This window comes from Ramlibacter pinisoli, from assembly GCF_009758015.1.
Classification (GTDB): domain Bacteria; phylum Pseudomonadota; class Gammaproteobacteria; order Burkholderiales; family Burkholderiaceae_C; genus Ramlibacter; species Ramlibacter pinisoli.
Genome location: NZ_WSEL01000011.1, coordinates 24,086 through 47,340, shown reverse-complemented (window position 1 = coordinate 47,340; position 23,255 = coordinate 24,086). Strand labels below are relative to the sequence as shown.

Annotated in this window: 26 protein-coding genes and 1 riboswitch; of the genes, 7 read left to right on the top strand and 19 right to left on the bottom strand. The window is 71.4% G+C overall.

The window, feature by feature from the left end; all coding sequences use genetic code 11:
* Positions 1–59: 59 nt before the first annotated feature.
* Positions 60–1,529: a M20 family metallopeptidase gene (locus tag GON04_RS25395; protein WP_157400918.1), complete on the bottom strand. Its 1,470-nt coding sequence runs from the start codon at positions 1,527–1,529 to the stop codon at positions 60–62.
* A gap of 179 nt (positions 1,530–1,708) precedes the next feature.
* Between GON04_RS25395 and GON04_RS25390 the strand changes: the two genes are divergently transcribed.
* Together GON04_RS25390 and GON04_RS25385 are read left to right on the top strand one after the other, a co-directional pair.
* Positions 1,709–2,482 (top strand): DUF72 domain-containing protein, encoded by a 774-nt coding sequence (locus tag GON04_RS25390; RefSeq protein ID WP_157400917.1) that lies wholly within the window; start codon positions 1,709–1,711, stop codon positions 2,480–2,482.
* A gap of 105 nt (positions 2,483–2,587) precedes the next feature.
* The gene (locus tag GON04_RS25385) at positions 2,588–2,782 is read left to right on the top strand and encodes a DUF3606 domain-containing protein (protein ID WP_157400916.1); all 195 of its coding nucleotides are present in this window, start codon (positions 2,588–2,590) and stop codon (positions 2,780–2,782) included.
* 4 nt (positions 2,783–2,786) lie between these two features.
* On the opposite strand, the gene otnI is transcribed toward GON04_RS25385, so the two are convergent.
* From otnI to GON04_RS25355, 6 genes are all read right to left on the bottom strand, one after another.
* Positions 2,787–3,608: a 2-oxo-tetronate isomerase gene (gene otnI / locus GON04_RS25380; protein ID WP_157400915.1), complete on the bottom strand. Its 822-nt coding sequence runs from the start codon at positions 3,606–3,608 to the stop codon at positions 2,787–2,789.
* Between the two features lie 12 nt (positions 3,609–3,620).
* Positions 3,621–4,631 carry a D-erythronate dehydrogenase gene (denD, locus tag GON04_RS25375; RefSeq protein WP_157400914.1) on the bottom strand — a complete coding sequence of 337 codons (1,011 nt, stop codon included), beginning with the start codon at positions 4,629–4,631 and terminating at the stop codon, positions 3,621–3,623.
* A gap of 15 nt (positions 4,632–4,646) precedes the next feature.
* Positions 4,647–5,987, bottom strand: coding sequence for a chromate efflux transporter (gene chrA, locus GON04_RS25370; protein ID WP_157400913.1), 1,341 nt, complete (start codon positions 5,985–5,987; stop codon positions 4,647–4,649).
* Positions 5,984–6,568 carry a methionine biosynthesis protein MetW gene (gene metW, locus GON04_RS25365; protein ID WP_157400912.1) on the bottom strand — a complete coding sequence of 195 codons (585 nt, stop codon included), beginning with the start codon at positions 6,566–6,568 and terminating at the stop codon, positions 5,984–5,986. The genes chrA and metW overlap by 4 nt, the downstream gene beginning before the upstream one ends.
* On the bottom strand, positions 6,565–7,695 hold the full coding sequence (metX, locus tag GON04_RS25360) for a homoserine O-succinyltransferase MetX (protein ID WP_157400911.1): 1,131 nt from the start codon (positions 7,693–7,695) through the stop codon (positions 6,565–6,567). The genes metW and metX overlap by 4 nt, the downstream gene beginning before the upstream one ends.
* A gap of 121 nt (positions 7,696–7,816) precedes the next feature.
* Entirely contained in the window at positions 7,817–8,383 is a 567-nt protein-coding gene (locus GON04_RS25355; protein WP_157400910.1) for a TMEM165/GDT1 family protein, read from the bottom strand.
* Between the two features lie 3 nt (positions 8,384–8,386).
* A riboswitch (yybP-ykoY riboswitch) is annotated at positions 8,387–8,574 on the bottom strand.
* A gap of 115 nt (positions 8,575–8,689) precedes the next feature.
* On the opposite strand from GON04_RS25355, the gene GON04_RS25350 reads away from it, so the two are divergent.
* The 4 genes from GON04_RS25350 to GON04_RS25335 all read left to right on the top strand — a co-directional run bounded on the left by GON04_RS25350 (position 8,690) and on the right by GON04_RS25335 (position 11,430).
* Positions 8,690–9,892 (top strand): ammonium transporter, encoded by a 1,203-nt coding sequence (locus GON04_RS25350; RefSeq protein ID WP_157400909.1) that lies wholly within the window; start codon positions 8,690–8,692, stop codon positions 9,890–9,892.
* Between the two features lie 59 nt (positions 9,893–9,951).
* On the top strand, positions 9,952–10,515 hold the full coding sequence (locus GON04_RS25345; RefSeq protein ID WP_157400908.1) for a sigma-70 family RNA polymerase sigma factor: 564 nt from the start codon (positions 9,952–9,954) through the stop codon (positions 10,513–10,515).
* Complete coding sequence (locus GON04_RS25340; RefSeq protein ID WP_157400907.1) at positions 10,512–10,715, top strand: zf-HC2 domain-containing protein; 204 nt, start codon at positions 10,512–10,514, stop codon at positions 10,713–10,715. The genes GON04_RS25345 and GON04_RS25340 overlap by 4 nt, the downstream gene beginning before the upstream one ends.
* Before the next feature lie 220 nt (positions 10,716–10,935).
* On the top strand, positions 10,936–11,430 hold the full coding sequence (locus GON04_RS25335; RefSeq protein WP_157400906.1) for an RNA recognition motif domain-containing protein: 495 nt from the start codon (positions 10,936–10,938) through the stop codon (positions 11,428–11,430).
* A gap of 84 nt (positions 11,431–11,514) precedes the next feature.
* Here GON04_RS25335 and GON04_RS25330 read toward each other — a convergent pair whose 3' ends face one another.
* The 6 genes from GON04_RS25330 to GON04_RS25305 all read right to left on the bottom strand — a co-directional run bounded on the left by GON04_RS25330 (position 11,515) and on the right by GON04_RS25305 (position 15,993).
* A complete protein-coding gene (locus GON04_RS25330) occupies positions 11,515–12,234 on the bottom strand; it encodes an FprA family A-type flavoprotein (RefSeq protein WP_157400905.1) in 720 nt (239 codons plus the stop codon).
* Positions 12,231–12,866, bottom strand: a complete 636-nt coding sequence (locus GON04_RS25325; protein ID WP_157400904.1) for a TetR family transcriptional regulator — start codon at positions 12,864–12,866, stop codon at positions 12,231–12,233. The genes GON04_RS25330 and GON04_RS25325 overlap by 4 nt, the downstream gene beginning before the upstream one ends.
* Positions 12,867–13,036: 170 nt before the next feature.
* Positions 13,037–13,810 carry an SDR family oxidoreductase gene (locus GON04_RS25320; RefSeq protein WP_181653800.1) on the bottom strand — a complete coding sequence of 258 codons (774 nt, stop codon included), beginning with the start codon at positions 13,808–13,810 and terminating at the stop codon, positions 13,037–13,039.
* Positions 13,811–13,826: 16 nt separating this feature from the next.
* Positions 13,827–14,471, bottom strand: coding sequence for an LPS export ABC transporter periplasmic protein LptC (gene lptC / locus GON04_RS25315; protein WP_338051059.1), 645 nt, complete (start codon positions 14,469–14,471; stop codon positions 13,827–13,829).
* Positions 14,468–15,013: an HAD hydrolase family protein gene (locus tag GON04_RS25310; RefSeq protein WP_181653799.1), complete on the bottom strand. Its 546-nt coding sequence runs from the start codon at positions 15,011–15,013 to the stop codon at positions 14,468–14,470. The genes lptC and GON04_RS25310 overlap by 4 nt, the downstream gene beginning before the upstream one ends.
* A gap of 2 nt (positions 15,014–15,015) precedes the next feature.
* Positions 15,016–15,993, bottom strand: coding sequence for a KpsF/GutQ family sugar-phosphate isomerase (locus tag GON04_RS25305; protein ID WP_157400903.1), 978 nt, complete (start codon positions 15,991–15,993; stop codon positions 15,016–15,018).
* A gap of 48 nt (positions 15,994–16,041) precedes the next feature.
* On the opposite strand from GON04_RS25305, the gene GON04_RS25300 reads away from it, so the two are divergent.
* Positions 16,042–18,027, top strand: a complete 1,986-nt coding sequence (locus GON04_RS25300) for a cation:proton antiporter domain-containing protein (protein ID WP_157400902.1) — start codon at positions 16,042–16,044, stop codon at positions 18,025–18,027.
* Positions 18,028–18,077: 50 nt separating this feature from the next.
* On the opposite strand, the gene GON04_RS25295 is transcribed toward GON04_RS25300, so the two are convergent.
* From GON04_RS25295 to rpmH, 6 genes are all read right to left on the bottom strand, one after another.
* Positions 18,078–18,815, bottom strand: coding sequence for a hypothetical protein (locus GON04_RS25295; protein ID WP_157400901.1), 738 nt, complete (start codon positions 18,813–18,815; stop codon positions 18,078–18,080).
* 145 nt (positions 18,816–18,960) lie between these two features.
* Positions 18,961–20,340 (bottom strand): tRNA uridine-5-carboxymethylaminomethyl(34) synthesis GTPase MnmE, encoded by a 1,380-nt coding sequence (gene mnmE, locus GON04_RS25290; protein WP_157400900.1) that lies wholly within the window; start codon positions 20,338–20,340, stop codon positions 18,961–18,963.
* Between the two features lie 83 nt (positions 20,341–20,423).
* Entirely contained in the window at positions 20,424–22,145 is a 1,722-nt protein-coding gene (yidC, locus tag GON04_RS25285) for a membrane protein insertase YidC (RefSeq protein ID WP_157400899.1), read from the bottom strand.
* Positions 22,142–22,414, bottom strand: coding sequence for a membrane protein insertion efficiency factor YidD (yidD, locus tag GON04_RS26970; RefSeq protein ID WP_181653798.1), 273 nt, complete (start codon positions 22,412–22,414; stop codon positions 22,142–22,144). Before yidD ends, yidC begins: the two co-directional genes overlap by 4 nt.
* On the bottom strand, positions 22,411–22,638 hold the full coding sequence (locus GON04_RS27240; RefSeq protein ID WP_338051058.1) for a ribonuclease P protein component: 228 nt from the start codon (positions 22,636–22,638) through the stop codon (positions 22,411–22,413). The genes yidD and GON04_RS27240 overlap by 4 nt, the downstream gene beginning before the upstream one ends.
* Before the next feature lie 331 nt (positions 22,639–22,969).
* Positions 22,970–23,104, bottom strand: a complete 135-nt coding sequence (rpmH, locus tag GON04_RS25270) for a 50S ribosomal protein L34 (protein ID WP_027101598.1) — start codon at positions 23,102–23,104, stop codon at positions 22,970–22,972.
* Positions 23,105–23,255 lie beyond the last annotated feature (151 nt).

Here is a 23,255-nt window from a genome sequence, read left to right as displayed (position 1 = left end):
GGGGAGGCCATCTTGTCCCAGCCCGCTGCCGGGCCGCAAGCGGGCGAGTCCCGTCCTGCCTAGGGCATTCGGGCGATGACTTCGGCCACCGCCGCCGTCAGCCGCTTGGCATAGGGCACGTGCAGGAACTCGTTCGGGCCGTGCGCGTTGCTGCGCGGGCCGAGCACGCCGCAGACCATCATCTGCGCCGCCGGGAAGCCTTGGCTCAGCAGGCTCATCAGCGGAATGGTGCCGCCCTGGCCGATGTGCCCGCAGGGCGCGCCGAAGTGCGCCTGCGACGCCGCGTCCAGCGCCTGGCGGAACCAGGGCGCCGTGTCGGGCGCGTTCCAGCCGGTGGCGGCGCCGCCGGAGTCGAAGGTGACGACGGCCTGGTAGGGCGCGTTGTCCTCCAGCAGCGTCTTGAGCTCCTGCACCGCCGCCGCCGCGTCGACCAGCGGCGGCAGCCGCAGCGACAGCTTGAAGGCGGTGTACGGCCGCAGCACGTTGCCGGCATCCTGCAGTGCCGGGAAGCCGTCGGCGCCGGTGACCGACAGGGTCGGGGTCCAGGTGCGGTTCAGGAGCGCCTGCACCGGATCGGTGGTGGTGGGCAGCGCCGTCTGCACCGCCCCGCCGCAGTCGGCATGGGCCCAGGGGAAGCGCTTGTAGATCTCGTCGCCCAGGATCGCCGCCGTGGCGCGGGCCTGCTCGCGGCGCTCGGCCGGCACCTCGCAGTGGAAGCTGGCCGGCAGCAGGCGCCCGCTCTTGCTGTCCTCCAGGCGGTCGAGCACCTGGCGCAGGATGCGGAAGCTCGACGGCACCAGGCCCGAGGCATCGCCCGAATGCACGCCCTCGGTCAGGATCTGGACCTTCAAGGTGCCCGAGGCCATGCCGCGCAGCGAGGTGGTGAGCCACAGCTGGTCGTAGTTGCCGGCGCCCGAGTCGAGGCAGATCACCAGGCCGACGTCGCCGAGCCGCGTGCGCAGGGCGTCGACGTAGGGCAGCAGGTCGTAGGAGCCCGATTCCTCGCAGGTCTCGATCAGGCCGACGATGCGCGGGTGCGGCACGTTCTGCGCCTTGAGCGCCTGCACCGCGGCGATGCTGGCGTAGACCGCGTAGCCGTCGTCGGCGCCGCCGCGGCCGTACAGCTTGCCGTCCTCGTACTTGGGCGTCCACGGGCCGAGGTCGTGGCGCCAGCCGGTGAACTCGGGCTGCTTGTCGAGGTGGCCGTACATCAGCACCGTCTGGGCAGCGGGCCGGGTGGCGGCGATCTCGAAGAACAGGACCGGGGTGCGGCCGGGCAGGCGCACGATCTCCAGCGCCAGCCCCTCGACCTTCTGCGCCTCGACCCAGGCGGCGGCGTTGCGCAGCACGGTCTCCAGGTGGCCGTGCGCGGCCCAGTCCTGGTCGAAGCCGGGCGACTTGGCCGGGATGGCGATGTAGTCGGTGAGTTGGCGCACGATGTCGCCGTCCCACTGGCGGCTGGCGTGCGCCAGCGCCTCGCTGGCATCGAGCAGGGCGGCGGGCATTTCCTTGTGGAGCGGAGCGTTCATGGGGGCTGCGGAGGGCAAAACGCCACTCTACGCCGAACCGCCCGGACCGGCCAAGGAGGCGTACCATGGCCCGCCGTGCCGTCCACCACCGCCCGCGCCGCCCTCCCGTTCCGCGCGCCCCGCCGCGCCGGCTCGCTCGTCCGTGGCGGGGCCGCGGCAGCGGCCCGGGGGACCGCGCCATGACGGCGCCGCGCGTGCGGGTCGGCATCGGCGGCTGGACCTTCGAACCCTGGCGCGGGACCTTCTATCCGCCCGGCCTGCCGCACCAGCGCGAACTGCACCACGCCAGCCGCGTGCTGACCGCCATCGAGGTCAACGGCACCTTCTACAGCACCTTCACCCCGGCCACCTACGGCCGCTGGCGCGACGAGACGCCGGATGGCTTCGTGTTCACCCTCAAGGCGCACCGCTCGATCACGGTGCGGCGCGAGCTGGCCGGCGCGGGCGACGCGATCGCGCGCTTCCTCGGCTCCGGCGTCAGCGAACTGGGACCCAAGCTCGGGCCCATCGTGTGGCAGTTCCAGCCCACCAAGCGCTTCGAGCCGGCCGACTTCGAGGCCTTCCTGGCCCTGCTGCCGTCCAGCGTCGACGGGCTGGCGCTGCGGCACGTGCTGGAGGTGCGCCATGCCAGCTTCGCCGACCCGGCCTACCTGGCGCTGGCGCGCCGGCACGGCTGCGTGACGGTGCACACCGACTCGCCCAAGTACCTCCAGCTGGAGGATGCGCAGGCGCCGTTCGCCTACCTGCGCCTGATGCGCAGCGAGTCCGACCAGCCCACCGGCTACGCGCCGGCGGCGCTGGACGCCTGGGCCGCCGGTGCCCGCGCCTGGTCGAGCGGCCCGCAGGCCCGCGACGCCTTCGTTTTCTTCATCAACGGGGCCAAGGAACGCGCCCCCGCAGCCGCCCAGGCCCTGCTCCAGCGGCTGGGCTCCGAAGCCCTAGCGCCGAGCTAGTAGGAGCCGGATGACACCCGGTTTCGCCACCCGCGCTCAAGCCGCGCTTGGCGCCGGTGGCTCAATGGACCCCGTCAAAAAATATCGCAAACGGGAGTACAGGCCATGGCCTTCGTCTTCGACACGGTGCCCGCCAACCGGGGGCTGATCGACATGAACAATCCGCGCGAGGTCAGCTGGTGGACCAAGCGGTTCGCCTGCAACGAGGCGCAGCTGCGCGAAGCCGTGGAGCAGGTGGGTCCGAACGCCGCCCAGGTGGAACAGCTCCTGGACGGCCAGGAATACATCCTGACCGTGTGAGGGGTCAGGCGGCTGCCGCGCGCCAGCGCCGCAGCCAGTCCAGTCCGTCGCTGGTGCCACCGGCGGTGGCACCGCGCGCGGGCCGGTACTCGCAGCCGATCCAGCCCTGCCAGCCGCAGGCCTGCGCGACGTCGTCGATGACGCCGAACAGGAACGGGTAGTTCAGCTCGCCCAGGTCGGGCTCGTGCCGCTGCGGCACGCCGGCGATCTGGAAGTGGCCGACCCGCCCGGTCGGCAGGTACTGGCGGATCTTGGCGGCGAGGTCGCCCTCGACGATCTGGCAGTGGTACAGGTCCATCTGCACCTGCACGTTGGCCGCGCCGATCGCCGCCACCAGGTCGTGCGCATGGTCCTGCCGGTTCAGGAAGAAGCCCGGCATGTCGCGCAGGTTGATCGGCTCCAGCAGCAGGTTCACTCCGGCGCGCGCGGCCTCGGCGGCGGCCCAGCGCAGGTTGGCGACGTAGGTCGGTCGCAGCTCATCGCGCGTGCGGCCGGACGGTAGCAGGCCGGCCATCACGTGCACGCGCGGGCAGCGCAGCACCTGGGCGTAGCGCAACGCCTGCGCGATGCCGGCGCGGAATTCGTCCTCGCGCCCCGGCAGGCAAGCCAGGCCGCGCTCGCCGCCGTTCCAGTCGCCCGGCGGTGCGTTGAACAGCACCTGCTGCAGGCCGGCGGCCTGCAGCCGCTCGGCGATCACCTCGGGGGCGTGCTCGTAGGGAAACAGGTACTCGACGCCCTCGAAGCCGTCGCGCGCGGCGGCGGCAAAGCGGTCCAGGAACGGCAGTTCCGGGTAGAGCATCGACAGGTTGGCGGCAAAGCGGGGCATGGGGCTTCCGTGTCAGCGCAGCGCCAGCCGGACGGCGTCGGGGTTCTCGCGCGCGTAGTCGCGCACCACCTGCTCGAAGCTGGCGTCCGCCTTCAGGCCCAGGCCGCCGGCGCGATCCCAGCGGACGTTGCCCGGCCAGGTGCTCACCAGCTTCTCGATGGCCGGATCGGGTTGCCAATCCAGCAGGGCCGTGGCCTGCGGTCCGGCGACGGCTTCGAGGGCGGCCGCCATCTCACCGACCGTGATGAGGATGGAGGGCAGGTTCAGGCCGGTGAGGGAGCCCCAGTCGGCCGCCGGGGCCTCGGCGGCACGGATGACGCCTTCCACCGTGCGCGCCGGCGAGGCCAGCGCCACCGGCACGTCTCGCGCCACCGGCACCACGGCGCGCACGCCGGCCAGCGGCTCGCGCACGATGCCGGACAGGAAGCCGGAGGCGGCGCCGTTGGGGCGGCCGGCCCGCACGCTCACGGTCATCAGCCGGACGCTGCGGCCGCGGATGTAGCCCTTGCGGGTGTAGTCGGCGACCAGCTGCTCGCCGATGAATTTCTGGATGCCGTAGCTGCTCTGCGGCGTGGGCAGGGTGTCGTCGCGAATCGGGTCGGGCATGGGCTGGCCCGGCTGCTTGCCGAACACCGCCAGCGAACTGGCGAACACCAGCACCGGCTGCGAGCCGAGCGCGCGGCAGGCCTCCAGCAGCGCATGGGTGGTGGCGAAGTTGCTGCGCATGCCGAGGTCGAAGTCGGCCTCGCATTCGCCGCTGACCGCGGCCGCCAGGTGGAACACGGCGTCGGTGCCGGCGGCCGGCAGCTGGCGCGCGGTGACCAGCTCCAGCAGGTCGCCGCCGACGAAGCGCACCCGCGGGTCGGCGCGCAGATCGGCCGGTGGCTCGGCGCGGTCGGTCAGGGTGAGGGTGTCGATGGCGACGGCGGGCGCGCCGGCGAGGGACAGGCGGCCGGCCTGCAGCAGGGTGCGGGCGAGCCGCGCGCCCAGGAAGCCGCAACCGCCGGTGATCAGGATGTTCATGGGCGGAGGATAGCCTCAGGCCACGCCGGCCAGACGCAGGGCCAACCCTGCCACCGCGCAGCCGGCGATGACCGGCAGCACGCCGATGCGCCAGCGCAGCAGGGCCAGCGCCGCCAGCCCCGCCAGCACCAGTGCCACCCCGTCGACCGGGCCGCCGGCCTGGGGCCGGCCGATGTGGAGCACGAAGAACAGGGCCAGGCTGGCGATCACGCCCACCACCGCCGCCGTGATCGCCGTCAGCGGCGCCGTGAAGCGCAGCTGGCCGTGGGTGGACTCCACCAGCGGGCCGCCGGCCAGGATGAACAGGAACGAGGGCAGGAAGGTGAACCAGGTCGCCACGCAGGCGGCCAGGGCGGCGCCCGCGAACAGCGCGCCGGGGCCCAGCACCTGGTGCGTCCAGCCGCCCAGGAAGCCGACGAAGGCCACCACCATGATCAGCGGCCCGGGCGTGGTCTCGCCCAGCGCCAGGCCGTCGATCATCTGCGGGCCGGTGAGCCAGTGGAAGTGCTCGACCGCACCCTGGTAGACGTAGGGCAACACGGCATAGGCACCGCCGAAGGTGAGCAGGGCCGCCTTGGTGAAGAACCAGCCCATCTGCGCCAGGGTGGCCTCCCGGCCCTGCCAGGCCAGCAGCCCCGCCATCGGCAGCAGCCACAGCAGAGCGCCGACGCCGACCACGGCAGCCAGCCGGCTGCGGCGGAAACGGGCATGGGGCGGCGTCGGCGTGTCGTCGTCGATCAGCGCCGGCCCGTAGTGCCGGTCGGCCGCCGCGTGGCCGCCGCCGGCGTCGAACTGGGCCGGCCACCAGCGGCCGCCGAGCGCACCGACGGCGGCCGCGGCCAGCACCACGGCCGGAAACGGCAGCTGCAGGCCGGCGATGGCGACGAAGCTGGCGAGCGCGATCGCCCACAGCAGCGGCGAGCGCGCCGGGCTGCGCAGCGTGCGCCCGCCGATGCGCCACACCGCCTGCAGCACCAGGGCGGCGACGGCCGGCTTGATGCCGTAGAACAGGCCGGCCACCCAGCCGACGTGGCCGAACGCCACGTAGACCCAGCTCAGCGCGATCAGCAGCAGCAGCGACGGCAGCACGAACAGCGCCCCGGCGGCGATGCCGCCGCGGCTGCGGTGCAGCAGCCAGCCGATGTAGGTCGCCAGCTGCTGCGCCTCGGGGCCGGGCAGCAGCATGCAGTAGTTCAGCGCGTGCAGGAAGCGACGCTCGGAGATCCAGCGGCGCTGCTCCACCAGCTCGCGGTGCATGATCGCGATCTGCCCGGCCGGGCCGCCGAAGCTGATGCAGCCGAGTTTGAACCAGAAGCGCAGGGCAGCGCCGAACGGGACCGGCGCCGGCGTGCTCATCCCCGCTCGAACTTGAACACCGCCGTGCCGGCGCGCAGGTTGGGCAGCCGCCGCACCTCGCGGCCCTCCTGCAGCCCGAAGGCGTCCAGGATGGCCAGGTCGTTGCGGGTCGCCAGCACCTCGAAATCCTTGAAGGTGCCGACGCGGATGTTGGGCGTGTCGTACCACTGGAACGGCAGCCGCTTGGTGACCGGCATGCGGCCGCGCAGGACCGACAGCCGGTTCGGCCAATGGGCGAAGTTGGGGAAGGCGACGATGCCCAGCTTGCCCACCCGCGCGGTCTCGCGCAGCATGGTCTCGGCGTTGCGCAGGTGCTGCAGGGTGTCGATCTGCAGCACCACGTCGAAGCTGTCGTCGCCGAAGATCGACAGCCCCTCGTCGAGGTTGAGCTGGATGACGTCGACGCCGCGCTTCGTGCCGGCCAGCACGTTGGCGTCGGCGATCTCGATGCCGTAGCCGGTGCAGCCGCGCTCGCGCTGCAGCAGGTCGAGCAGGGCGCCGTCGCCGCAGCCCAAATCGAGCACACGGGCGCCGTGCGGCACCAGCCGCGCGATCGACTCCATGGTGGCGCGGTCGCTCATCGCCCCACCTCCTTGCCGATGCGGTCGAACCAGGCGCGCACCAGCGCCAGGTAGCGCGGGTCCTCCAGCAGGAAGGCGTCGTGGCCGTGCGGGGCGTCGATCTCGGCGTAGGTGCAGCTGCGCCGGTTGTCCAGCAGGGCCTTGACGATCTCGCGGCTGCGCCGGGGCGAGAAGCGCCAGTCGGTGGTGAAGCTCACCAGCAGGAAGTTGGCCGTCGCCGCCGCCAGCGCCTTGGACAGCTGGCCGTCGTGCCGGCGCGCCGGATCGAAGTAGTCGAGCGCGCGGGTGATCAGCAGGTAGGTGTTGGCGTCGAAGTACTCGCTGAACTTGTCGCCCTGGTGGCGCAGGTAGCTCTCGATCTGGAACTCGATGTCCTGGGTGGTGTAGTGGATGTCCAGGCCGTCGCGCAACTGGCGCCCGAAGCGCTCGTTCATCACGTCGTCCGACAGGTAGGTGATGTGGCCGATCATGCGGGCGATGCGCAGGCCGCGCCGCGGCACCACGCCGTGCTCGTAGAAGTGGCCGCCGTGGAAATCCGGGTCGGTGACGATGGCGCGCCGCGCCACCTCGTTGAAGGCGATGTTCTCGGCCGTCAGGTTGGGCGCGCTGGCGATCACGGCCGCGTGGCGCACCCGGTCCGGGTACTGCAGCGTCCACGACAGCGCCTGCATCCCGCCCAGGCTGCCGCCCATCACGGCCGCCAGCTGCCGCACCTGCAGCCGGTCCAGCAGGCGGGCCTGGGCGTCGACCCAGTCCTCCACCGTCACCACCGGGAAGTCGGCGCCCCAGACGCGGCCGGTGTCGGGGTTGACGTGCATCGGGCCGGTGGAGCCGAAGCACGAGCCCAGGTTGTTGACGCCGATGACGAAGAAGCGGTCGGTGTCGACCGGCTTGCCGGGCCCGATCATCGAGTCCCACCAGCCCTCCGAGTGGTCCTGGCCCGGATACACCCCGGCGACGTGGTGCGAGGCGTTGAGGGCATGGCAGACCAGCACCGCGTTGGAGCGGTCGGCATTGAGCGTGCCGTAGGTCTCGTAGGCGAGGTCGTAGCCGTGCACCGCGGCGCCGCTGCGCAGCGGCAGCGGCTCGACGAAATGCATGGCCTTCGATTCGGCGATCAGCGTCATGGCAACAAAAAACCCGGCTCGCTGCAGAACGAGGCCGGGTTTGACGCGGGGCTTCGTCTTTAGCTGAACTTGTTGAGCGCCCGCAAGCGGAAGCAAATCGGCGCTGTGAGCGGGCAGTATATCAACCGGCACCCAGCAGGGCGGCCGCCCCGAGGACCAGGAAGATCACCGCCGACACCAGGTGCACCAGCCGGATCGGCACCCGGCGCACGATGCGGTCGCCGAACCAGACCACCGGTGCGTTGGCCAGCATCATGCCCAGCGTGGTGCCGGCCACCACCGAGGCCCAGGCGCCGAAGCGGGCGGCCAGCATGACGGTGGCGATCTGCGTCTTGTCGCCCATCTCGGCCAGGAAGAACGCCACCAGCGTGGTCGCAAAGACGCCCAGGCGGCTGCCGCCGGCCGGCGCGTCGTCCTCGTCGAGCTTGTCGGGCACCAGCATCCAGGCCGCCATGGCGAGGAAGGAGGCGCCCAGGATCCAGCGCAGGGTCTGCGGCCCCAGCCAGTCGGTGATCCAGGCGCCGACGGCGCCGGCCAGCGCGTGGTTGGCCAGGGTGGCCACCAGGATGCCGGCGACGATGGGCCAGGGCTTGCGGAACCGGGCGGCCAGCAGCAGCGACAGCAGCTGCGTCTTGTCGCCCATTTCGGCGAGGGCCACCAGCCCGGTGGAGACGAGGAAGGCTTCCATGGAGAACTCCGGCCGGGGCGACGGACGCACCAATGACTGCGCAGCGCCCCGGCCATACAGGAGGGCTGCGCAGTCAAAGGTCTCGCCAAACCGAAGTCGCGGGCGCCATGGGCGCGAGGCCCAAGTCTGTTGACGCACGCCCCTTCCCCTTGCGGGAAGGGAGGCTACTCCCCAATGACAGCCACCATTGTACCCGGCCAGAGGAATCGCACTCTTCTGGCGCGTTTATTGCTTAGCTTTGGTGCGCATGCGGCCGGATCGGTCCATGCGCACCAAAACAAAGCAGTTTCATCCGGAGTACCCCCCATGGAAGCACTCAAACAGGGCTCGGACGCCCTGTTCATCCTGCTCGGCGGCATCATGGTGCTGGCCATGCATGCCGGCTTCGCCTTTCTCGAACTGGGCACCGTGCGCAAGAAGAACCAGGTCAACGCCCTGGTCAAGATCCTCAGCGACTTCGCCGTCTCCACGGTGGCCTACTTCCTGGTCGGCTACAGCGTCGCCTACGGCACCAGCTTCCTGGTCGGCGCCGACCAGCTGGCGGCCCGCAACGGCTACGAACTGGTGAAGTTCTTCTTCCTGCTCACGTTCGCCGGCGCCATCCCGGCCATCATCTCGGGCGGCATCGCCGAGCGGGCCCGCTTCGGCCCGCAGCTGGCGGCCACCGCGGTCATCGTCGGCGTGGTCTATCCGCTGTTCGAGGGCGTGGCCTGGAACCGCTCGTTCGGCATCCAGGACTGGATCCAGGCCGCCACCGGCGCCGACTTCCATGACTTCGCCGGCTCGGTGGTGGTGCACGCGGTGGGCGGCTGGATCGCGTTGCCGGCGGTGCTGCTGCTGGGCGCACGCAGCAACCGCTACCGCAAGGACGGCGCCGTCTCGGCCCACCCGCCGTCCAACATCCCGTTCCTGGCGCTGGGCGCCTGGATCCTCACCGTGGGCTGGTTCGGCTTCAACGTGATGAGCGCCCAGACGATCGACAAGATCTCCGGCCTGGTCGCCGTCAACTCGCTGATGGCGATGGTGGGCGGCACCCTGGCCGCGCTGGCGCTGGGGCGCAACGACCCCGGCTTCGTCCACAACGGCCCGCTGGCCGGCCTGGTGGCGGTGTGCGCCGGCTCCGACCTGATGCACCCGCTGGGCGCGCTGGCGGTCGGCGGGGTGGCCGGGGCAGTGTTCGTGGTGATGTTCACCATCGCCCAGAACCGCTGGAAGATCGACGACGTGCTGGGCGTCTGGCCGCTGCACGGGCTGTGCGGGCTGTGGGGCGGGCTGGCCGCCGGCATCTTCGGCAGCAAGGCGCTGGGTGGCCTGGGCGGCGTGAGCCTGGGCGCGCAGGCGCTCGGCAGCCTGCTGGGCGTCGGCTGGGCGCTGCTCGGCGGCTTCGCGGTCTACGGCGTGCTCAAGCTGGTGGTCGGCCTGCGCCTGTCGCAGGAGGAGGAGTACGAGGGCGCCGACCTGGCCATCCACCGCATCGGCTCCACGCCCGAGCGCGAAGCCACCTGGTGAGGCGCCCGGCAGCCGGCGCGCGCTGGGACTAGCATCCGCTCCGGCCCCGCTGACCGCCCATGCCGTTCGAACTCGACGTCGCCGAGCACCGCAGCTACCTGCTGCGCTATGCGCGCCTGCAGCTGCGCAACGACGCCTGGGCCGAGGACGCGGTGTCCGAAACCCTGCTGGCGGCGCTGTCCCGGCCGCAGGCCTTCGACGGCCGTTCGCAGCTGCGCACCTGGCTGGTCGGCATCCTCAAGCACAAGGTGATCGACTGCCTGCGCAGCCGCCGGCGCGAGGTCGCGCTGGACAGCGAGGAGGGCGATGGCAGCGCGGAACTGGAGGCGCTGGTGTTCCGGGCCGACGGCCACTTCGCCGCCCCGCCGGCCGACTGGGGCGATCCGGAGCGGGCGCTGGCGTCGCGCCAGTTCTTCGAGATCCTGGAACTGTGCGTGCAGAAGCTGCCGCCGGCGATGGCCCGCGTGTTCCTGATGCGCGAGTGGCTGGAGCTTTCCAGCGACGAGATCTGCAAGGAATTGGCGCTAACGCCGACCAACCTCTATGTCCAGCTGCACCGGGCCCGGCTGCGCCTGCGCGAGTGCCTGGACCTGAACTGGTTCCACACCCCGTCCGCCCCATGATCCTGCGCCGCACCTGCAAGGAAGCCGCCGCCCTGCTGGTGGCACGCGAAGACCGCGCGCTGTCGCTGCCCGACCGGGTGGCGTTGCGGCTGCACCTGGCTGCCTGCGAGGCCTGCCCGCGCTTCGCGCGCCAGCTTCAGCTCATGCGTGAGGCGTTCGGGCGCTGGCGCCAGCAGGCTGGCGACGACGCCCCTGGCTGATGCATTCGCTCACAAACATCCTGCCCTTGCCGGCAAAAAGCGCGGGGCGCGTGGGCTTGCCCCCCTTGCGTGACGCCCGGGTATCTGCTCCATAATGACTCGACGTGGATTCGCAGTGCCACGCGGTTTGCGGTGAACAGGTCACTTTCGCTTCTGGTTTTGATGCGTTTTCGGGACTCCATCGCTTTCGTTCAATCGGTTTTTTCAGGAGTCCCAGCAGATGGGCAACAAACTTTACGTGGGTAACCTGCCCTACTCGGTGCGCGACAGCGACCTCGAGCAGGCATTCAGCCAATTCGGCGCCGTCACCAGCGCCAAGGTCATGATGGAGCGCGACACCGGCCGCTCCAAGGGCTTCGGATTCGTCGAGATGGGCAGCGATGCCGAAGCGCAAGCTGCCATCAACGGCATGAACGGCCAGCCGCTGGGCGGCCGTAGCGTGGTGGTCAACGAAGCGCGTCCGATGGAATCGCGTCCGCGCACCGGCGGCTACGGCGGCGGTGGCGGCGGCTACGGCGGCGGTGGTGGCGGCGGCGGCTACGGTGGTGGTGGCGGCGGTGGCGGCTACGGCGGCGGCGGCGGTGGTGGCCGCAGCGGTGGCGGCGGCTACGGCGGCGGCGGCGGTGGCCGCAGCGGTGGTGGCGGCGGCGACGGCGGCTTCCGCAGCCCGTACGGCTCCGGCCCGCGCGGCGGCGGCAACCGCGGCGGTTACTAAGCACTGCGCGATCCCGGCGCCGCACCCAGGCGCCGAACGACAAAAGCCCGTCCCCGGACGGGCTTTGTCGTTTCCGGCCCGCCGTCAGTGGGCCAGTGCCGTCCCCAGGCTGCGCAGCAGGGCGGCGCCATCGCCCTTCCAGGCACTGCCGTGCATGCAGGCCAGCAGCGAGGGCTCCAGCCGGGCCAGCTTCTCGACCATCGTCTGCGCATCGCGGCTGTGGGAGAAGTAGTCCATCTCGCGCCGGAAGGCCTCGCTGGGGCCCAGGATGTCGTGCGTCACCAGCGCCACGTCGCCGGTGCCCGGCTGGGTGAACAGGTCGCCGCAGAACAGCGTGCCGGTGGTGCGGTCGAACAGGTAACCGCATTCCCAGCCGTGCGGCAGGTGCGGCGTGTCCTGCCACACCAGCTGGTGCCGCCCGAGGTCGAGCACCTGGCCATCGTCCAGGGCCACCGGCTCGACGTCCACCAGGTCGCTGATCGAGACCATGGCCGCCACACGGCCGCACACCGGCCGGGCCTGCGGCGCCAGCGCCAGGAAGTCGGGCAGGGCGCCGCACTCGTCGGCTTCCACGTGCGAGAAAGCGATGTAGCGCAGCTGGTCGACCGGCAGCACCTTCTCGATCTGCTCGCGCACCTGGCCGAACAGCTTCTTGGGCCCGGTGTGGAAGAGCAGGGGCCGCTCGTCCACCACCAGGTACTGGTTGAAGGAGAACCCACCCGGGAACTGGCTCGGCGGGACTGGCACGCTGATGCGCCAGATGTCCTGGCCGACGGGTTGGATGGAGGCAAGCGGTTCGGTCATGGGGCAGGCTTTCGTGTCGGACGCGCGGGGGTCGCTGCAGGCTGCGGTCCGGTGACAGCCAGCAGGAGTTCAGCGGTGGTGCGCCGCACCGCGGCGCGCGGCAGGCCGTGGTGGCGCACCAGGCCGTGCCAGAAATCGAAGTCGAGCAGCGCCTGCCAAGCGGCCGCGATGCGGTCCGGCTCGGCCAGCCCGGGCGCGCAGCGCAGCAGCACGGCGCGGCACAGCCCGGTCAGCTCGGCCCGCTGCGTGTCGGCAAAGCGCGCCACCGCGTCGAGCGTCCGGTGCTCGCCCCATGCCAGCCAGGGCTCGTAGTAGGCGTGCAGCCGGTCCATCGCCTCGACCAGATCGGCCACGGCGGCCGCCAGCTCGGTGTGCGCCAGGATGCGCTCGGCCGGCAACGGCGGGGCACCGCGCGCCGCGTGGCCGGTGCAGGCCGGGATCAGGCTGTCGTAGTCGGGGAAGTGCTTGTAGACGGTCGGCAGCGACACCCCGGCCTCCTGCGCGATGGCGGCCCAGCTGGTGCCCTGGGCACCGCGCAGCGCGTGCAGCCGCGCCGCCGCCGCCGCGATGCGGTCCTTCAGCGCGGCCTGCTGCTGCAGGCGGGTTTCGCTGTGGTAGGCGCGGGGTGCCATCGGTCGTCTCCTGAATTGAATTCAATTTAGATCAACGCAATTCAATGACAAGCTCAGCCGGGGACGGGTTTGGCAGGCGCCGACGAACGGCGCGCCGGCCCGGCCGCCCGTGCCGGCGGCACCGTCGCGTCTGTTGGTGGTGGTCGGGGCCCGCCGCGCGGGCGGCGCGCTCAGCCGCCTTGGCGGTGCTTGCGCGGACGGCCGGCCAGCAGGCGGTCGAACAGCGGGTCGGGCAGCAGGCGCAGCAGCTTGGCGACCACGCCCATCGGCCAGGGAATGACGCGGTAGCTGCGGCCGGCCGCGATGGTGCGGAAGGCCTGGTCGGCGAACGCCGGCGGCGCCATCAGGAACGGCATGCGGTAGCGGTTCTGGCGCGTCAGCGGGGTGTCGATGTAGCCCGGGCTGATGGTCACCACCCGCACCCCGGCCGGGCGCAGCTCGCCGCGCAGGCTCTCGCAGTAGGCGATGACGGCGGCCTTGCTGGCGCAGTAGGCCCCATGGCCCGGCAGGCCGCGGATGCCGGCCACGCTGGCGATGCCCACCAGCGTGCCGGCGCGTCGCGCCGCCATGGCCGCGATGAAGGGATGGAAGGTGGCCGCCAGGCCGACGTTGTTGGTGGCGAAGGTGCGCGCGATCACGTCCAGGTCGGCGCGCTCGGCGCTGTCGACGCCGAGGCTGATGCCGGCGTTGGCGATCACCACGTCGGGCAGCCCCTGGCTGGCGAGGCACTGCCGCCCGGCCGCCACGATGCTGTCGGTTTCGGCGACGTCGGCCGCGTAGATGCGGCAGCGCCCGGGATCGATGCCCTGCTGCGCCGCCCAGGCCTGGATCTCGCCACTGCGCCGCGCCGCCAGCGCCAGCGACCAGCCGGCCTGGTAGTAGCGCCAGGCCAGGGCCTGGCCGATGCCGCTGGAGGCGCCGGTGATGAATACCAGCCCGCTCACGCGCGCGTCCCGCGTCTCATGGCGCCGGCTTGCGGCCCTGGGGCATCAGCACCCCGCGCACGCGGCCGCGCAGGTCCATCACCCGGTCGAGGTTGTCGTAGTCCATCTGGTCGGCGATGAAGCGGTCGGTGCCGCGGATCAGCGTCACCGGCAGGTGCGACTTCACCCGCTCGGTGTTGACGAACACGTGCAGGAACTCGCCGCGGAACTCCATCCGCGGCGTGTTCGTGTCCGGCAACGCGTCGCGCACCACGACCGCGTCGCCCATCAGCTGGGCCTCGCTGCCGTCGCCGTTGCTGATGCCCTTGCGCGCCGTCGCCACCGTCACCGCGCCCTTCTCGTCGTAGGAGCGGATGCGCACCTGGTCGATCTCCAGCGTGTCGGTGTCCGGGTAGTGGCGCGCCTCGGTGCCGAAGATCTCGCTCTTGAGCCGCCCGGTGGGGTCGTAGGTCTTCACCGAGAAGCCGCGCATGAAGTAGTCGGGATCGTGGGTCGGCGTCTTCTGCGCATCGGAGGCGCCGAAGAAGGTCGGCGTGTTGCTGGCCAGCCAGTAGGTGCCCAGGGCCAGCAGCCCCATCAGGATGACCGGCAGGTAGATGGCCAGCCGGTCGCCGGTGGCGCGCAGCCACTGCCAGCCGGCGACGGCGCGCGCCTTGTTCACGCGTAGCGGTCCAGCAGCTGGACGTAGCGCCCACTGGCCACCAGCAGCAGGTCGCAGAACTCGCGCGCCGCGCCATGGCCGCCGGCGGCGCTGGTGACGTAGCGGGCCTGCGCCTTCACCTCGGCATGGGCGTTGGCCGGCGCGGCCGCGAACGCGCAGCGGCGCAGCACCGGCAGGTCGGGCCAGTCGTCGCCGATGGCCGCGGCCTGCGACCAGCCCAGGCCGAGCGCCGCCAGCGTCTTCTCGGCCGCCGGCGCCTTGTCCTCGGTGCCGTAGTGCACCTGGTCGATGCCCAGCGCCGCCAAGCGAGTCCGCAGCGGCGCCGAGTCGCGCCCGGTGATCACGGCCGGCGTGATGCCGGCGCGCTGCAGCAGCTTGAGCCCGAGCCCGTCGAGGATGTGGAAGCGCTTGAGCGACTCGCCGGCCTCGGACAGGTAGAGCCCGCCGTCGGTGAGAACGCCGTCGACGTCGAAGAACGCCACCCGCACACCCTGGGCGGCGAGCAGCAGGTCGGGCGGGAAGGTCAGGGCCGGCGCAGCCACCCTCAGATCACCTTCGCGCGCATCAGGTCGTGCGTGTTGACCGCACCGATCAGCACGCCGTCGGCATCGACCACCAGCGCGCTGGTGATGCGGTACTGCTCCATGAGTTCGGCCGCCTCGGCGGCCAGCGCGTCCTGGCGGATGGTGCGCGGATGGGTGTGCATCACGTCGCGCGCCAGCACGGTGCGCAGGTCGACGCCCTTCTCGATCAGCCGGCGCAGGTCACCGTCGGTGAAGATGCCCAGCACCCGGCCGCCGGCGTCGACGATGGCCGAGGCGCCCAGGCCCTTGGCGCTCATCTCGCGCATCAGTTGCGGGAAGGGCGTGTCGGGCGGCACGCGCGGCACGTCGGCGCCGGTGCGCATGACGTCCGACAGGTGGGTGAGCAGCTTGCGGCCGAGCGCGCCACCCGGGTGCGAGCGCGCGAAGTCCTCGCTGCGAAAGCCCCGGGCGTCGAGCAGCGCCACCGCCAGCGCATCGCCCAGCGCGAGCTGGGCCGTGGTGCTGGCGGTCGGCGCCAGGTTGAGCGGGCAGGCCTCCTGCTCGACGCCGCTGTCGAGCACCATGTCGGCGTGCCGCGCCAGCGTCGACTGCGCATTGCCGGTCATGGCCACCAGCGGCACCCCCAGGCGCTTGAGCACCGGCAGGATGACGGTGATCTCCTCGCTCTCGCCGCCGTTGGAGATCGCCAGCACCAGGTCGATCGCCTGGATCATGCCGAGGTCGCCGTGGCTGGCCTCGGCCGGGTGCACGAACAGCGCCGGCGTGCCGGTGGACGCCAGCGTGGCGGCCACCTTGCGGCCGATGTGGCCGCTCTTGCCCATGCCCATCACGACCACACGGCCCGGCACGTCGAGGATGGCCTGGACGGCGCGCGCGAACGTCTCGCCGGTGCGCTGCTTGAGCCCCAGCACCGCCTTGGCTTCGATGTCGAATGTCTCCTGGGCCAGGCGCAGCGCCTGGGCGGGGTCGAATGGCATGGGCGGATTCTAGGGGGGTGCCCGTGGCCCTGCCTTAGCATCGGGACCATGTCCACGCTGGAACTCACACTGCTTTACCTGTTGGCCGCAGTGCTGGGCGTGGTGGCCTGCCGCTCTCTCAAGCTGCCGCCGATGCTCGGCTACCTGGTGGTCGGCGTGGTCATCGGCCCGAACGCACTGGCGCTGGGCGAGAACGCCGAGGGCGTGCGCTACCTGGGCGAGTTCGGGGTGGTGTTCCTGATGTTCGTCATCGGGCTGGAGTTCAACCTGCCCAAGCTGCGCGCCATGCGCAGCCACGTGTTCGGCCTCGGCCTGTTCCAGGTCGTGCTCACCGTGCTGATGGGCATTGCCGGCAGCCTGTTCCTGGCGGCGCTGGCGCCCACCCTGTGGAAGATGGACTGGCGCACCGCACTGGCCCTGTCGGGCGCGCTGGCGATGAGCAGCACCGCCATCGTGGTCAAGCTGGTGGCCGACCGGCTCGAGCTCGAGTCGGAGCACGGCAAGCGGGTGATCGGCGTGCTGCTGTTCCAGGATCTGGCCGTGGTGCCGCTGCTGGTGCTGATCCCGGCGCTGGGCAGCAAGCCGGAGACGATGCTGGCGGCGCTGGGCGTCGCGGCGCTGAAGGCCGTTGCGCTATTGGCCATCCTGCTGACCGGCGGCCAGAAGCTGATGCGCTGGTGGCTCACCATCGTGGCACGGCGCAAGAGCGAGGAACTGTTCGTCCTGAACCTGCTGCTGATCACGCTCGGCCTGGCCTGGATGACCGAGCACGCCGGCCTGTCGCTGGCGCTGGGCGCCTTCATCGCCGGCATGCTGATCTCGGAGACCGAATACAAGCACCAGGTCGAGACCGACATCCGGCCGTTCCACGACGTGCTGCTGGGCCTGTTCTTCATCAGCATCGGGATGATGCTCGACTGGCGGCTGGTGGCCGATCGCTGGGCGCTGGTGCTGCTGCTGCTATCCGCGCCGGTGCTGTTCAAGCTGGCCCTGGTCACCTGGCTGGCCCGGCAGTTCGGGGCCACCACCGGCGTGTCGCTGCGCACCGGCCTGTACCTGGCGCAGGCCGGCGAGTTCGGCTTCGTGCTGCTCACCCTGGCGCAACAGAACGCCCTGGTGCCGCCGCAGCTGCTCAACCCCATCCTGGCCAGCATGGTGCTGTCGATGCTGGCCACGCCCTTCATCATCCTGTACAGCAACCGCATCGTGATGAAGCTGGTGGCGGGCGAATGGCTGCAGCAGTCGCTGCAGATGACCACCATCGCGCGCCGCTCGATCAACGCCAACAAGCACGTGATCATCTGCGGCTACGGCCGCTGCGGCCAGAACCTGGCCCGCATGCTGGAGCGCGAGCGCATCCCCTACATGGCGCTGGACCTCGACCCCGACCGGGTGCGGCAGGCCGCCGCCGCCGGCGACTCGGTGGTGTTCGGCGACGCGGCCCGGCTGCAGGCGCTGATGGCCACCGGCCTGGCGCGCGCCAGCGCGGTGGTCGTCACCTACCTGGACGTGCCCGGCGCCCTCAAGGTGCTGGCCCACACGCGCGCACACGCGCCGCAGGTGCCGGTGATCGTGCGCACCCAGGACGACCACGACCTCGAGAAGCTGCAGGACGCCGGCGCCACCGAGGTGGTGCCGGAGGCGCTGGAGGGCTCGCTGATGCTGGCCAGCCACGCGCTGGCGCTGGTGGGCGTGCCGATGCGGCGCGTCATCCGCATCGTGCAGGACCAGCGCGACGCCCGCTACAACCTGCTGCGCGGCTACTTCCACGGCGCCGACGACGACACCGTCGACGAGCTGCAGCAGGAGCGGCTGGCCACCGTGACGCTGCCGCTGGGCGCGCGCACCATCGGCACCCCGCTGGGGATGTTCGCGCTGCACGCCATGGGCGTGCGGGTCATGAGCCTGCGGCGCGCCGACGGCAAGGCGGCGCCGCTGGAGACCGATCCGCGCCTGGAAGGCGGCGACACGCTGGTGCTGTCGGGCCGGCCGGAACCGCTGGCCGTGGCCGAGGAGAAGCTGCTGGCCGGCTGACCCGGCGGCGCGTCAGTGCCGGCCGCCGGCCGGCGTCTCGGGGCGAAGCCTCAGCGCAGGTCGCCGTACTGCGAGCTGCTCAGCGAGGGCGGACGGCGCTGCTCCTGCGGCAGCTCGGTGTCCTCGTAGCCGGTGAGCAGGGCGTAGTTCTGCGTTGCCTCCGGCTCGGGCCGCACCGGCCGCTGCAGGCCGGCCGCCAGGGCCTGGCGGAACGCGGCCACCTCGTCGGCGTCGATCGGGTCGAAGGGCGAACGCGCCGGCGCCGCCGGCTTGGCCGGCTTGGCCGGCGCACTGGCCGCGGGCGTTGCCACCGCGTGCGGCGCGGCTGGCTTAGCGGCGTCGGGTGCGAGCGGCCGCACCGGGCTGGCCTGCAGCCCCACGGCCACGTGCTCGTTCTGGCGCCAGTAGACCGCCTTGACCACGATGTCGTCGCGCGCCTTGGCGGCCTGGGCGATGGTGGCCTCGATCTCGGCCAGCGCCGAGGCCCTGGTGTCGGCGCTGCCGGCCAGGTCGATCATCACCAGGAACAGCCGGCCGCGCTTGTCGAGCGACAGCACCTTGAACTTGTAGCTGGAAGACAGCACGCCGGCCCGGTTCATGCACTCGCGCACCACCGCGTAGAGACGCTCGCGGTGCGCCAGCCGCTCGCTCTTGCGGTTGGCCGCCAGGCCCAGGGCCTGGACCTCGGCCCGACCGAGCGGGCGGGTCGCCTCGGTGCGCGACAGGCCCGAGGTGGGCGGAGCGGCGTCCGCCGGTTGGCGGCGCGAGAACCAGCTGAGCAGGGACATGCAACCTTCCGTTCGACGCGCCGCCCGGGGACACCGGCGACAGCGGGCCGGGGGCACGGTTGCGGACCAGTGTAGTGGCCGGGTTTGCGGCCGGCGCCGGGCCGGGCGCTGCGCGGCAGGCGGCGGGCGACGTGCGGTCAGCCCGTCACTTTCCGATACAGAACTTCGAGAAGATCACCCCGAGCAGGTCGTCGGCCGTGAATTCGCCGGTGATCTCGCTCAGCGCGTTCTGCGCGAGGCGCAGTTCCTCGGCCAGCAGGTCCAGCGCCTGGCCGCCGCCGGCCAGGTGGGCGGCGGCTTCCATCAGGTGGCCGTCGACCCGCCGCAGGGCCTGCAGGTGGCGCGCGCGGGCGATGTACACCCCTTCGGGCGCCGCCTGCCAGCCGGCCACCTCCAGCAGCCGCTGGCGCAAGGCCTGCAGGCCGTCGCCCAGCTTGGCCGACAGCCGCAGGCCCTCGGCCGGCACCGCCGCAGCGGGTGCGGCATCGGCCTTGTTCCACAGCTGCAGCACCGGGACCGCGGCCGGCAGGTGCTCGCGCAGGGTGGCCAGCAGCCGGGCGTCGGCGGCGCCGTCGGCCGCGTCGCCGCTGCGCGTGAGGTCGTGCAGGAACAGCACGGCGTCGGCGCCGCGGATCTGCTCCCAGGCGCGCTCGATGCCGATCTTCTCCACCGGGTCGTCGCTGTCGCGCAGGCCGGCGGTGTCGATCACGTGCAGCGGCACGCCCTCGACCTGGATGGTCTGGCTCACCACGTCGCGGGTGGTGCCCGGGATCGGCGTCACGATGGCCAGCTCGGCGCCGGCCAGCGCGTTCAGCAGCGAGCTCTTGCCGGCGTTCGGCTGGCCCGCGATCACCACCTTGATGCCCTCGCGCAGCAGGGCACCCTGGCGCGCCCGCTGCAGCACGCCGGCCAGCGTGGCCTGCAGCCGGTCGAGCTGCCCCTGGGCGTCGGCCTTCTGCAGGAAGTCGATCTCCTCCTCGGGAAAGTCCAGCGTCGCCTCGACCAGCATGCGCAGCTGGATCAGCGCGTCGCGCAGCTGGTGGATCTCGCGCGAGAAGGCGCCGGCCAGCGAGCGGCCGGCACTGCGCGCGGCCGCCTCGGTGCTGGCGTCGATCAGGTCGGCGATGGCCTCGGCCTGGGCCAGGTCGATCTTGTCGTTCAGGAAGGCGCGCTGGGTGAACTCGCCCGGCTCGGCCACCCGCAGCCCGAGCGCCGTGCCGGCCTCCAGGCAGCGTGCCAGCAGCAGCTGCAGCACCACCGGCCCGCCGTGCGCCTGCAGCTCCAGCACGTCCTCGCCGGTGTACGAGTGCGGGGCCGGGAAGTGGATCGCCAGCCCCTGGTCGATCGGCGAGCCGTCGGCGGCGCGGAACGGCAGGTAGGTCGCCTCGCGCGGCCGGAGCGCGCGGCCGCACACCGCATCGACGATCGCCTGCACGCTGCGCCCCGACACCCGCACGATGCCGACCGCGCCGCGCCCGGGCGCGGTGGCGATGGCGGCGATGGGGTCGGCGGTGCGCGGCAGCATCCCCCGATGCTAGCCGCGCGCCGGATCGCGCCAGGACGGACGCGGCGCAGAAAAAAGGGCCGCATCGCGCGGCCCTTCGGGGGTCAGGTCCTGCCGAACTTGGGCAGGTTGAACTCGGGTGGCACCCCCATGCGGGTGTTGATCAACCACTGCTGCGCGATCGACAGCACGTTGTTGGTGATCCAGTACAGCACCAGGCCGGCCGGGAAGAAGAAGAACATGACCGAGAACGCCAGCGGCATGATCCACATCATCTTGGCCTGCATCGGGTCGGGCGGCGCGGGGTTGAGCGCCGTCTGCAGCATGGTGGTGAGCGTCATCACCACCGGCAGGATGAAGTAAGGATCGGGCGCGGCCAGGTCGCGGATCCAGCCGATCCAGGGCGCGTTGCGCATCTCCACCGTGGACAGCAGCACCCAGTACAGCGCGATGAACACCGGGATCTGGACCATGATCGGGAAGCAGCCGCCCAGCGGGTTGACCTTCTCCTCCCGGTAGATCTTCATCATCTCCTGCTGCATCTGCTGCGGGTTGTCCTTGTAGCGCTCGCGCATGGCCATCACGCGCGGGTTGATGGCCTTCATCTTGGCCATGCTCTGGTAGCCCTTGGCCTGCAGCCAGTAGAACGAGATCTTGATCAGCAGCACCAGGGCCATGATCGACCAGCCCCAGTTGCCGATGAAGGAGTGGATCTTGTCGAGCAGCCAGTACAGCGGCTTGGCCAGGATGGTGAGCCAGCCGTAGTCCTTGACCAGGTCGAGGCCGGGCGCCACGTGCTCGAGCATCTTCTCTTCCTGCGGGCCGGCGAAGAACCGGGTCTCGACGGCCTTGCTGGCGCCGGGCGCCAGGGCGTCCACGCCGGTGATCATGCCGACCGCGTACAGGTTGTTGTCGACCTTGCGGGCGAACAGCTGGCGCTTCACACCGTCGGGCAGGATCCAGGCGCTGGCGAAGTAGTGCTGCACCATGGCCACGTAGCCGCTGCTCGACTCCTTGACGAAGTCGGCCTTGTTCTTCTCGATGTCGCCGAAGTCGATCTTCTGGTACTTCTTCTCTTCGGTGTAGACCGCCGGGCCGGTGAAGGTGGAATAGAACGACGACTCGCCGGGCAGCTTGTTGCCGTCGCGCACGATCTGCAGGTACAGCTGCGGCGACACGGCCGCCGTGCCGGTGTTCACCACCTCGTGCTTGACCGCCACGTCGTAGGCGCCGCGCTTGACCGTGTAGGTCTTCACCAGCTTGACGCCGTTCTTCTCGGGCGACTCGAAGCGCACCGACAGCTCGCGCGCACCGTCCTTGAGCTGGCGCTCGCCGCTGGCCGTCATCACCGTCTTGTGGTTGGGGAAGTCACCGCCGATCAGGCCGGTCTGGGCGACATAGACGCGGTTGGCGCTGTCGTCCAGCAGCACGTAGGTGCTGGTGACCTTGTCGGCCGAGGAATCGGCCGCGACCTTCAGCAGCTCGGTGCCGACCAGGGAGCCGCCCTCGGTGTCGAAGGTCAGACGCAGCAGGTCGGTGGTGACCGCGAACCGCTCGCGCGGGGTGGCGGCCGGCGCGGCCGCTGCCGGGCCGCCGGTGGGCGGCACCGCCGGGGCGGTGGCGGCGGGCACGGCGCTGGGCACCGGTGCGGCGCCCGACGGCACGACGGGCGCCGAGGCCTTGCCGGCCGGCGCCGTGGCCACGGCCTTGTTCGACTGCGGGAAGAAGGTGGCCGGCTTGCCGTTGTGCACCTGCCATTGGTCCCACAGCAGCACCATGGAGAAGCCGAAGATCACCCACAGGACGGTGCGGCGAATGTCGTTCATGAAGACGTCTTTTGGTTGGAGGCGGCCAGGAAGCGGCGGAACAGGGCCGGCGGCTGCGCCGGCACCTCGTCGACGCCGCCGGCGCACCAGGGATGGCAGCGGGCGATGCGTGCCACCGTGAGATAGCTGCCGGCCGCGGCGCCGTGGCGCTCGAGGGCATGCAGTGCGTAGGCCGAGCAGGTGGGCGTGAAGCGGCAGGCCGAGCCGATCCAGGGCGACAGCAGCAGCCGGTAGCCGCGGACCAGGCCCACCAGGGCGGCGCGGATCACCGCCGGACCCCGGCGAACAGCCGCTGCAGCTCGAGCCGCACGGCCTTCTTCAGTTCGGGCGAGGTGGCGCTGCGGAACAGCGTGCGGTCGAAGCCGGCGCGCAGCCGCACCACATGCGCGGCAACGGGCAGCTCGGCTTCGACGTCCTGGCTCACGGTGTAGATCTGGCGTTTGATGGCGTTGCGGGTGACGGCGCGGCGGGCCCAGCGCTTTGGAACGATCACGCCCAGCCAAGGTTCCGTGCGCACAGCAAACAGGGCCGTCGAACCTTTGGTTCGCGGCCCTGCGGGCAGTCCATCAAGGCGACCTTCGGTCGCAGCCGCTTCGGACCGCGGCCCTGGGGGCTGCACTGACGAGCGACCTTGGGTCGCGGGCTGCTCCGGCGAAGGCTCTGACGAATCAACCGGACGCCTGACGATGTCCAGTGAAGCCGCGTGCAGCGCAAAGTGCTCTGTGCGGCTGACGGTGCGGCCCGCGGCCATGACGGCCTCGAACTGCGCCCGGGTCTTCAGCCGCTGCACGGGCAGTGCCTGCCGCTAGCCGCCCGCAGGCGACTCAGACGGCCAGGCGCTTGCGGCCCTTGGCGCGGCGGGCGTTGATCACGGCACGGCCGCCGCGGGTCTTCATGCGGACCAGGAAGCCGTGGGTGCGAGCGCGGCGCACTTTCGAGGGTTGGTAGGTGCGTTTCATGTTGGTGCTTTCCGAGGAACCCACGATTATCGCTGATTTGCGCCACCCCAGCAAGGAACGGGGTGCGTGTCAAGACGTTGCGAGGCCCCCGCGCCCCGCAAAAACCCGGTGTGGATAACGCCTTGAGAACTTACAATGCAGCGTTTGCGCG

Bases quoted from the DNA above. Each gene is read 5' to 3' on its own strand.
- GON04_RS25345 (WP_157400908.1), top strand. From the start codon at position 9,952: ATGCCGTTCGAACTCGACGTCGCCGAGCACCGCAGCTACCTGCTGCGC.
- yidC (WP_157400899.1), bottom strand. From the start codon at position 22,145: ATGAACGACATTCGCCGCACCGTCCTGTGGGTGATCTTCGGCTTCTCC.
- GON04_RS25300 (WP_157400902.1), top strand. From the start codon at position 16,042: ATGTCCACGCTGGAACTCACACTGCTTTACCTGTTGGCCGCAGTGCTG.
- GON04_RS25295 (WP_157400901.1), bottom strand. From the start codon at position 18,815: ATGTCCCTGCTCAGCTGGTTCTCGCGCCGCCAACCGGCGGACGCCGCT.
- GON04_RS25355 (WP_157400910.1), bottom strand. From the start codon at position 8,383: ATGGAAGCCTTCCTCGTCTCCACCGGGCTGGTGGCCCTCGCCGAAATG.
- otnI (WP_157400915.1), bottom strand. From the start codon at position 3,608: ATGCCCCGCTTTGCCGCCAACCTGTCGATGCTCTACCCGGAACTGCCG.
- metX (WP_157400911.1), bottom strand. From the start codon at position 7,695: ATGACGCTGATCGCCGAATCGAAGGCCATGCATTTCGTCGAGCCGCTG.
- GON04_RS25340 (WP_157400907.1), top strand. From the start codon at position 10,512: ATGATCCTGCGCCGCACCTGCAAGGAAGCCGCCGCCCTGCTGGTGGCA.
- mnmE (WP_157400900.1), bottom strand. From the start codon at position 20,340: ATGCTGCCGCGCACCGCCGACCCCATCGCCGCCATCGCCACCGCGCCC.
- denD (WP_157400914.1), bottom strand. From the start codon at position 4,631: ATGAACATCCTGATCACCGGCGGTTGCGGCTTCCTGGGCGCGCGGCTC.
- GON04_RS25390 (WP_157400917.1), top strand. From the start codon at position 1,709: ATGACGGCGCCGCGCGTGCGGGTCGGCATCGGCGGCTGGACCTTCGAA.
- GON04_RS25350 (WP_157400909.1), top strand. From the start codon at position 8,690: ATGGAAGCACTCAAACAGGGCTCGGACGCCCTGTTCATCCTGCTCGGC.
- GON04_RS25325 (WP_157400904.1), bottom strand. From the start codon at position 12,866: ATGGCACCCCGCGCCTACCACAGCGAAACCCGCCTGCAGCAGCAGGCC.
- metW (WP_157400912.1), bottom strand. From the start codon at position 6,568: ATGAGCGACCGCGCCACCATGGAGTCGATCGCGCGGCTGGTGCCGCAC.
- GON04_RS25330 (WP_157400905.1), bottom strand. From the start codon at position 12,234: ATGACCGAACCGCTTGCCTCCATCCAACCCGTCGGCCAGGACATCTGG.
- GON04_RS25385 (WP_157400916.1), top strand. From the start codon at position 2,588: ATGGCCTTCGTCTTCGACACGGTGCCCGCCAACCGGGGGCTGATCGAC.
- chrA (WP_157400913.1), bottom strand. From the start codon at position 5,987: ATGAGCACGCCGGCGCCGGTCCCGTTCGGCGCTGCCCTGCGCTTCTGG.
- rpmH (WP_027101598.1), bottom strand. From the start codon at position 23,104: ATGAAACGCACCTACCAACCCTCGAAAGTGCGCCGCGCTCGCACCCAC.
- GON04_RS25395 (WP_157400918.1), bottom strand. From the start codon at position 1,529: ATGAACGCTCCGCTCCACAAGGAAATGCCCGCCGCCCTGCTCGATGCC.
- GON04_RS25305 (WP_157400903.1), bottom strand. From the start codon at position 15,993: ATGCCATTCGACCCCGCCCAGGCGCTGCGCCTGGCCCAGGAGACATTC.
- GON04_RS25335 (WP_157400906.1), top strand. From the start codon at position 10,936: ATGGGCAACAAACTTTACGTGGGTAACCTGCCCTACTCGGTGCGCGAC.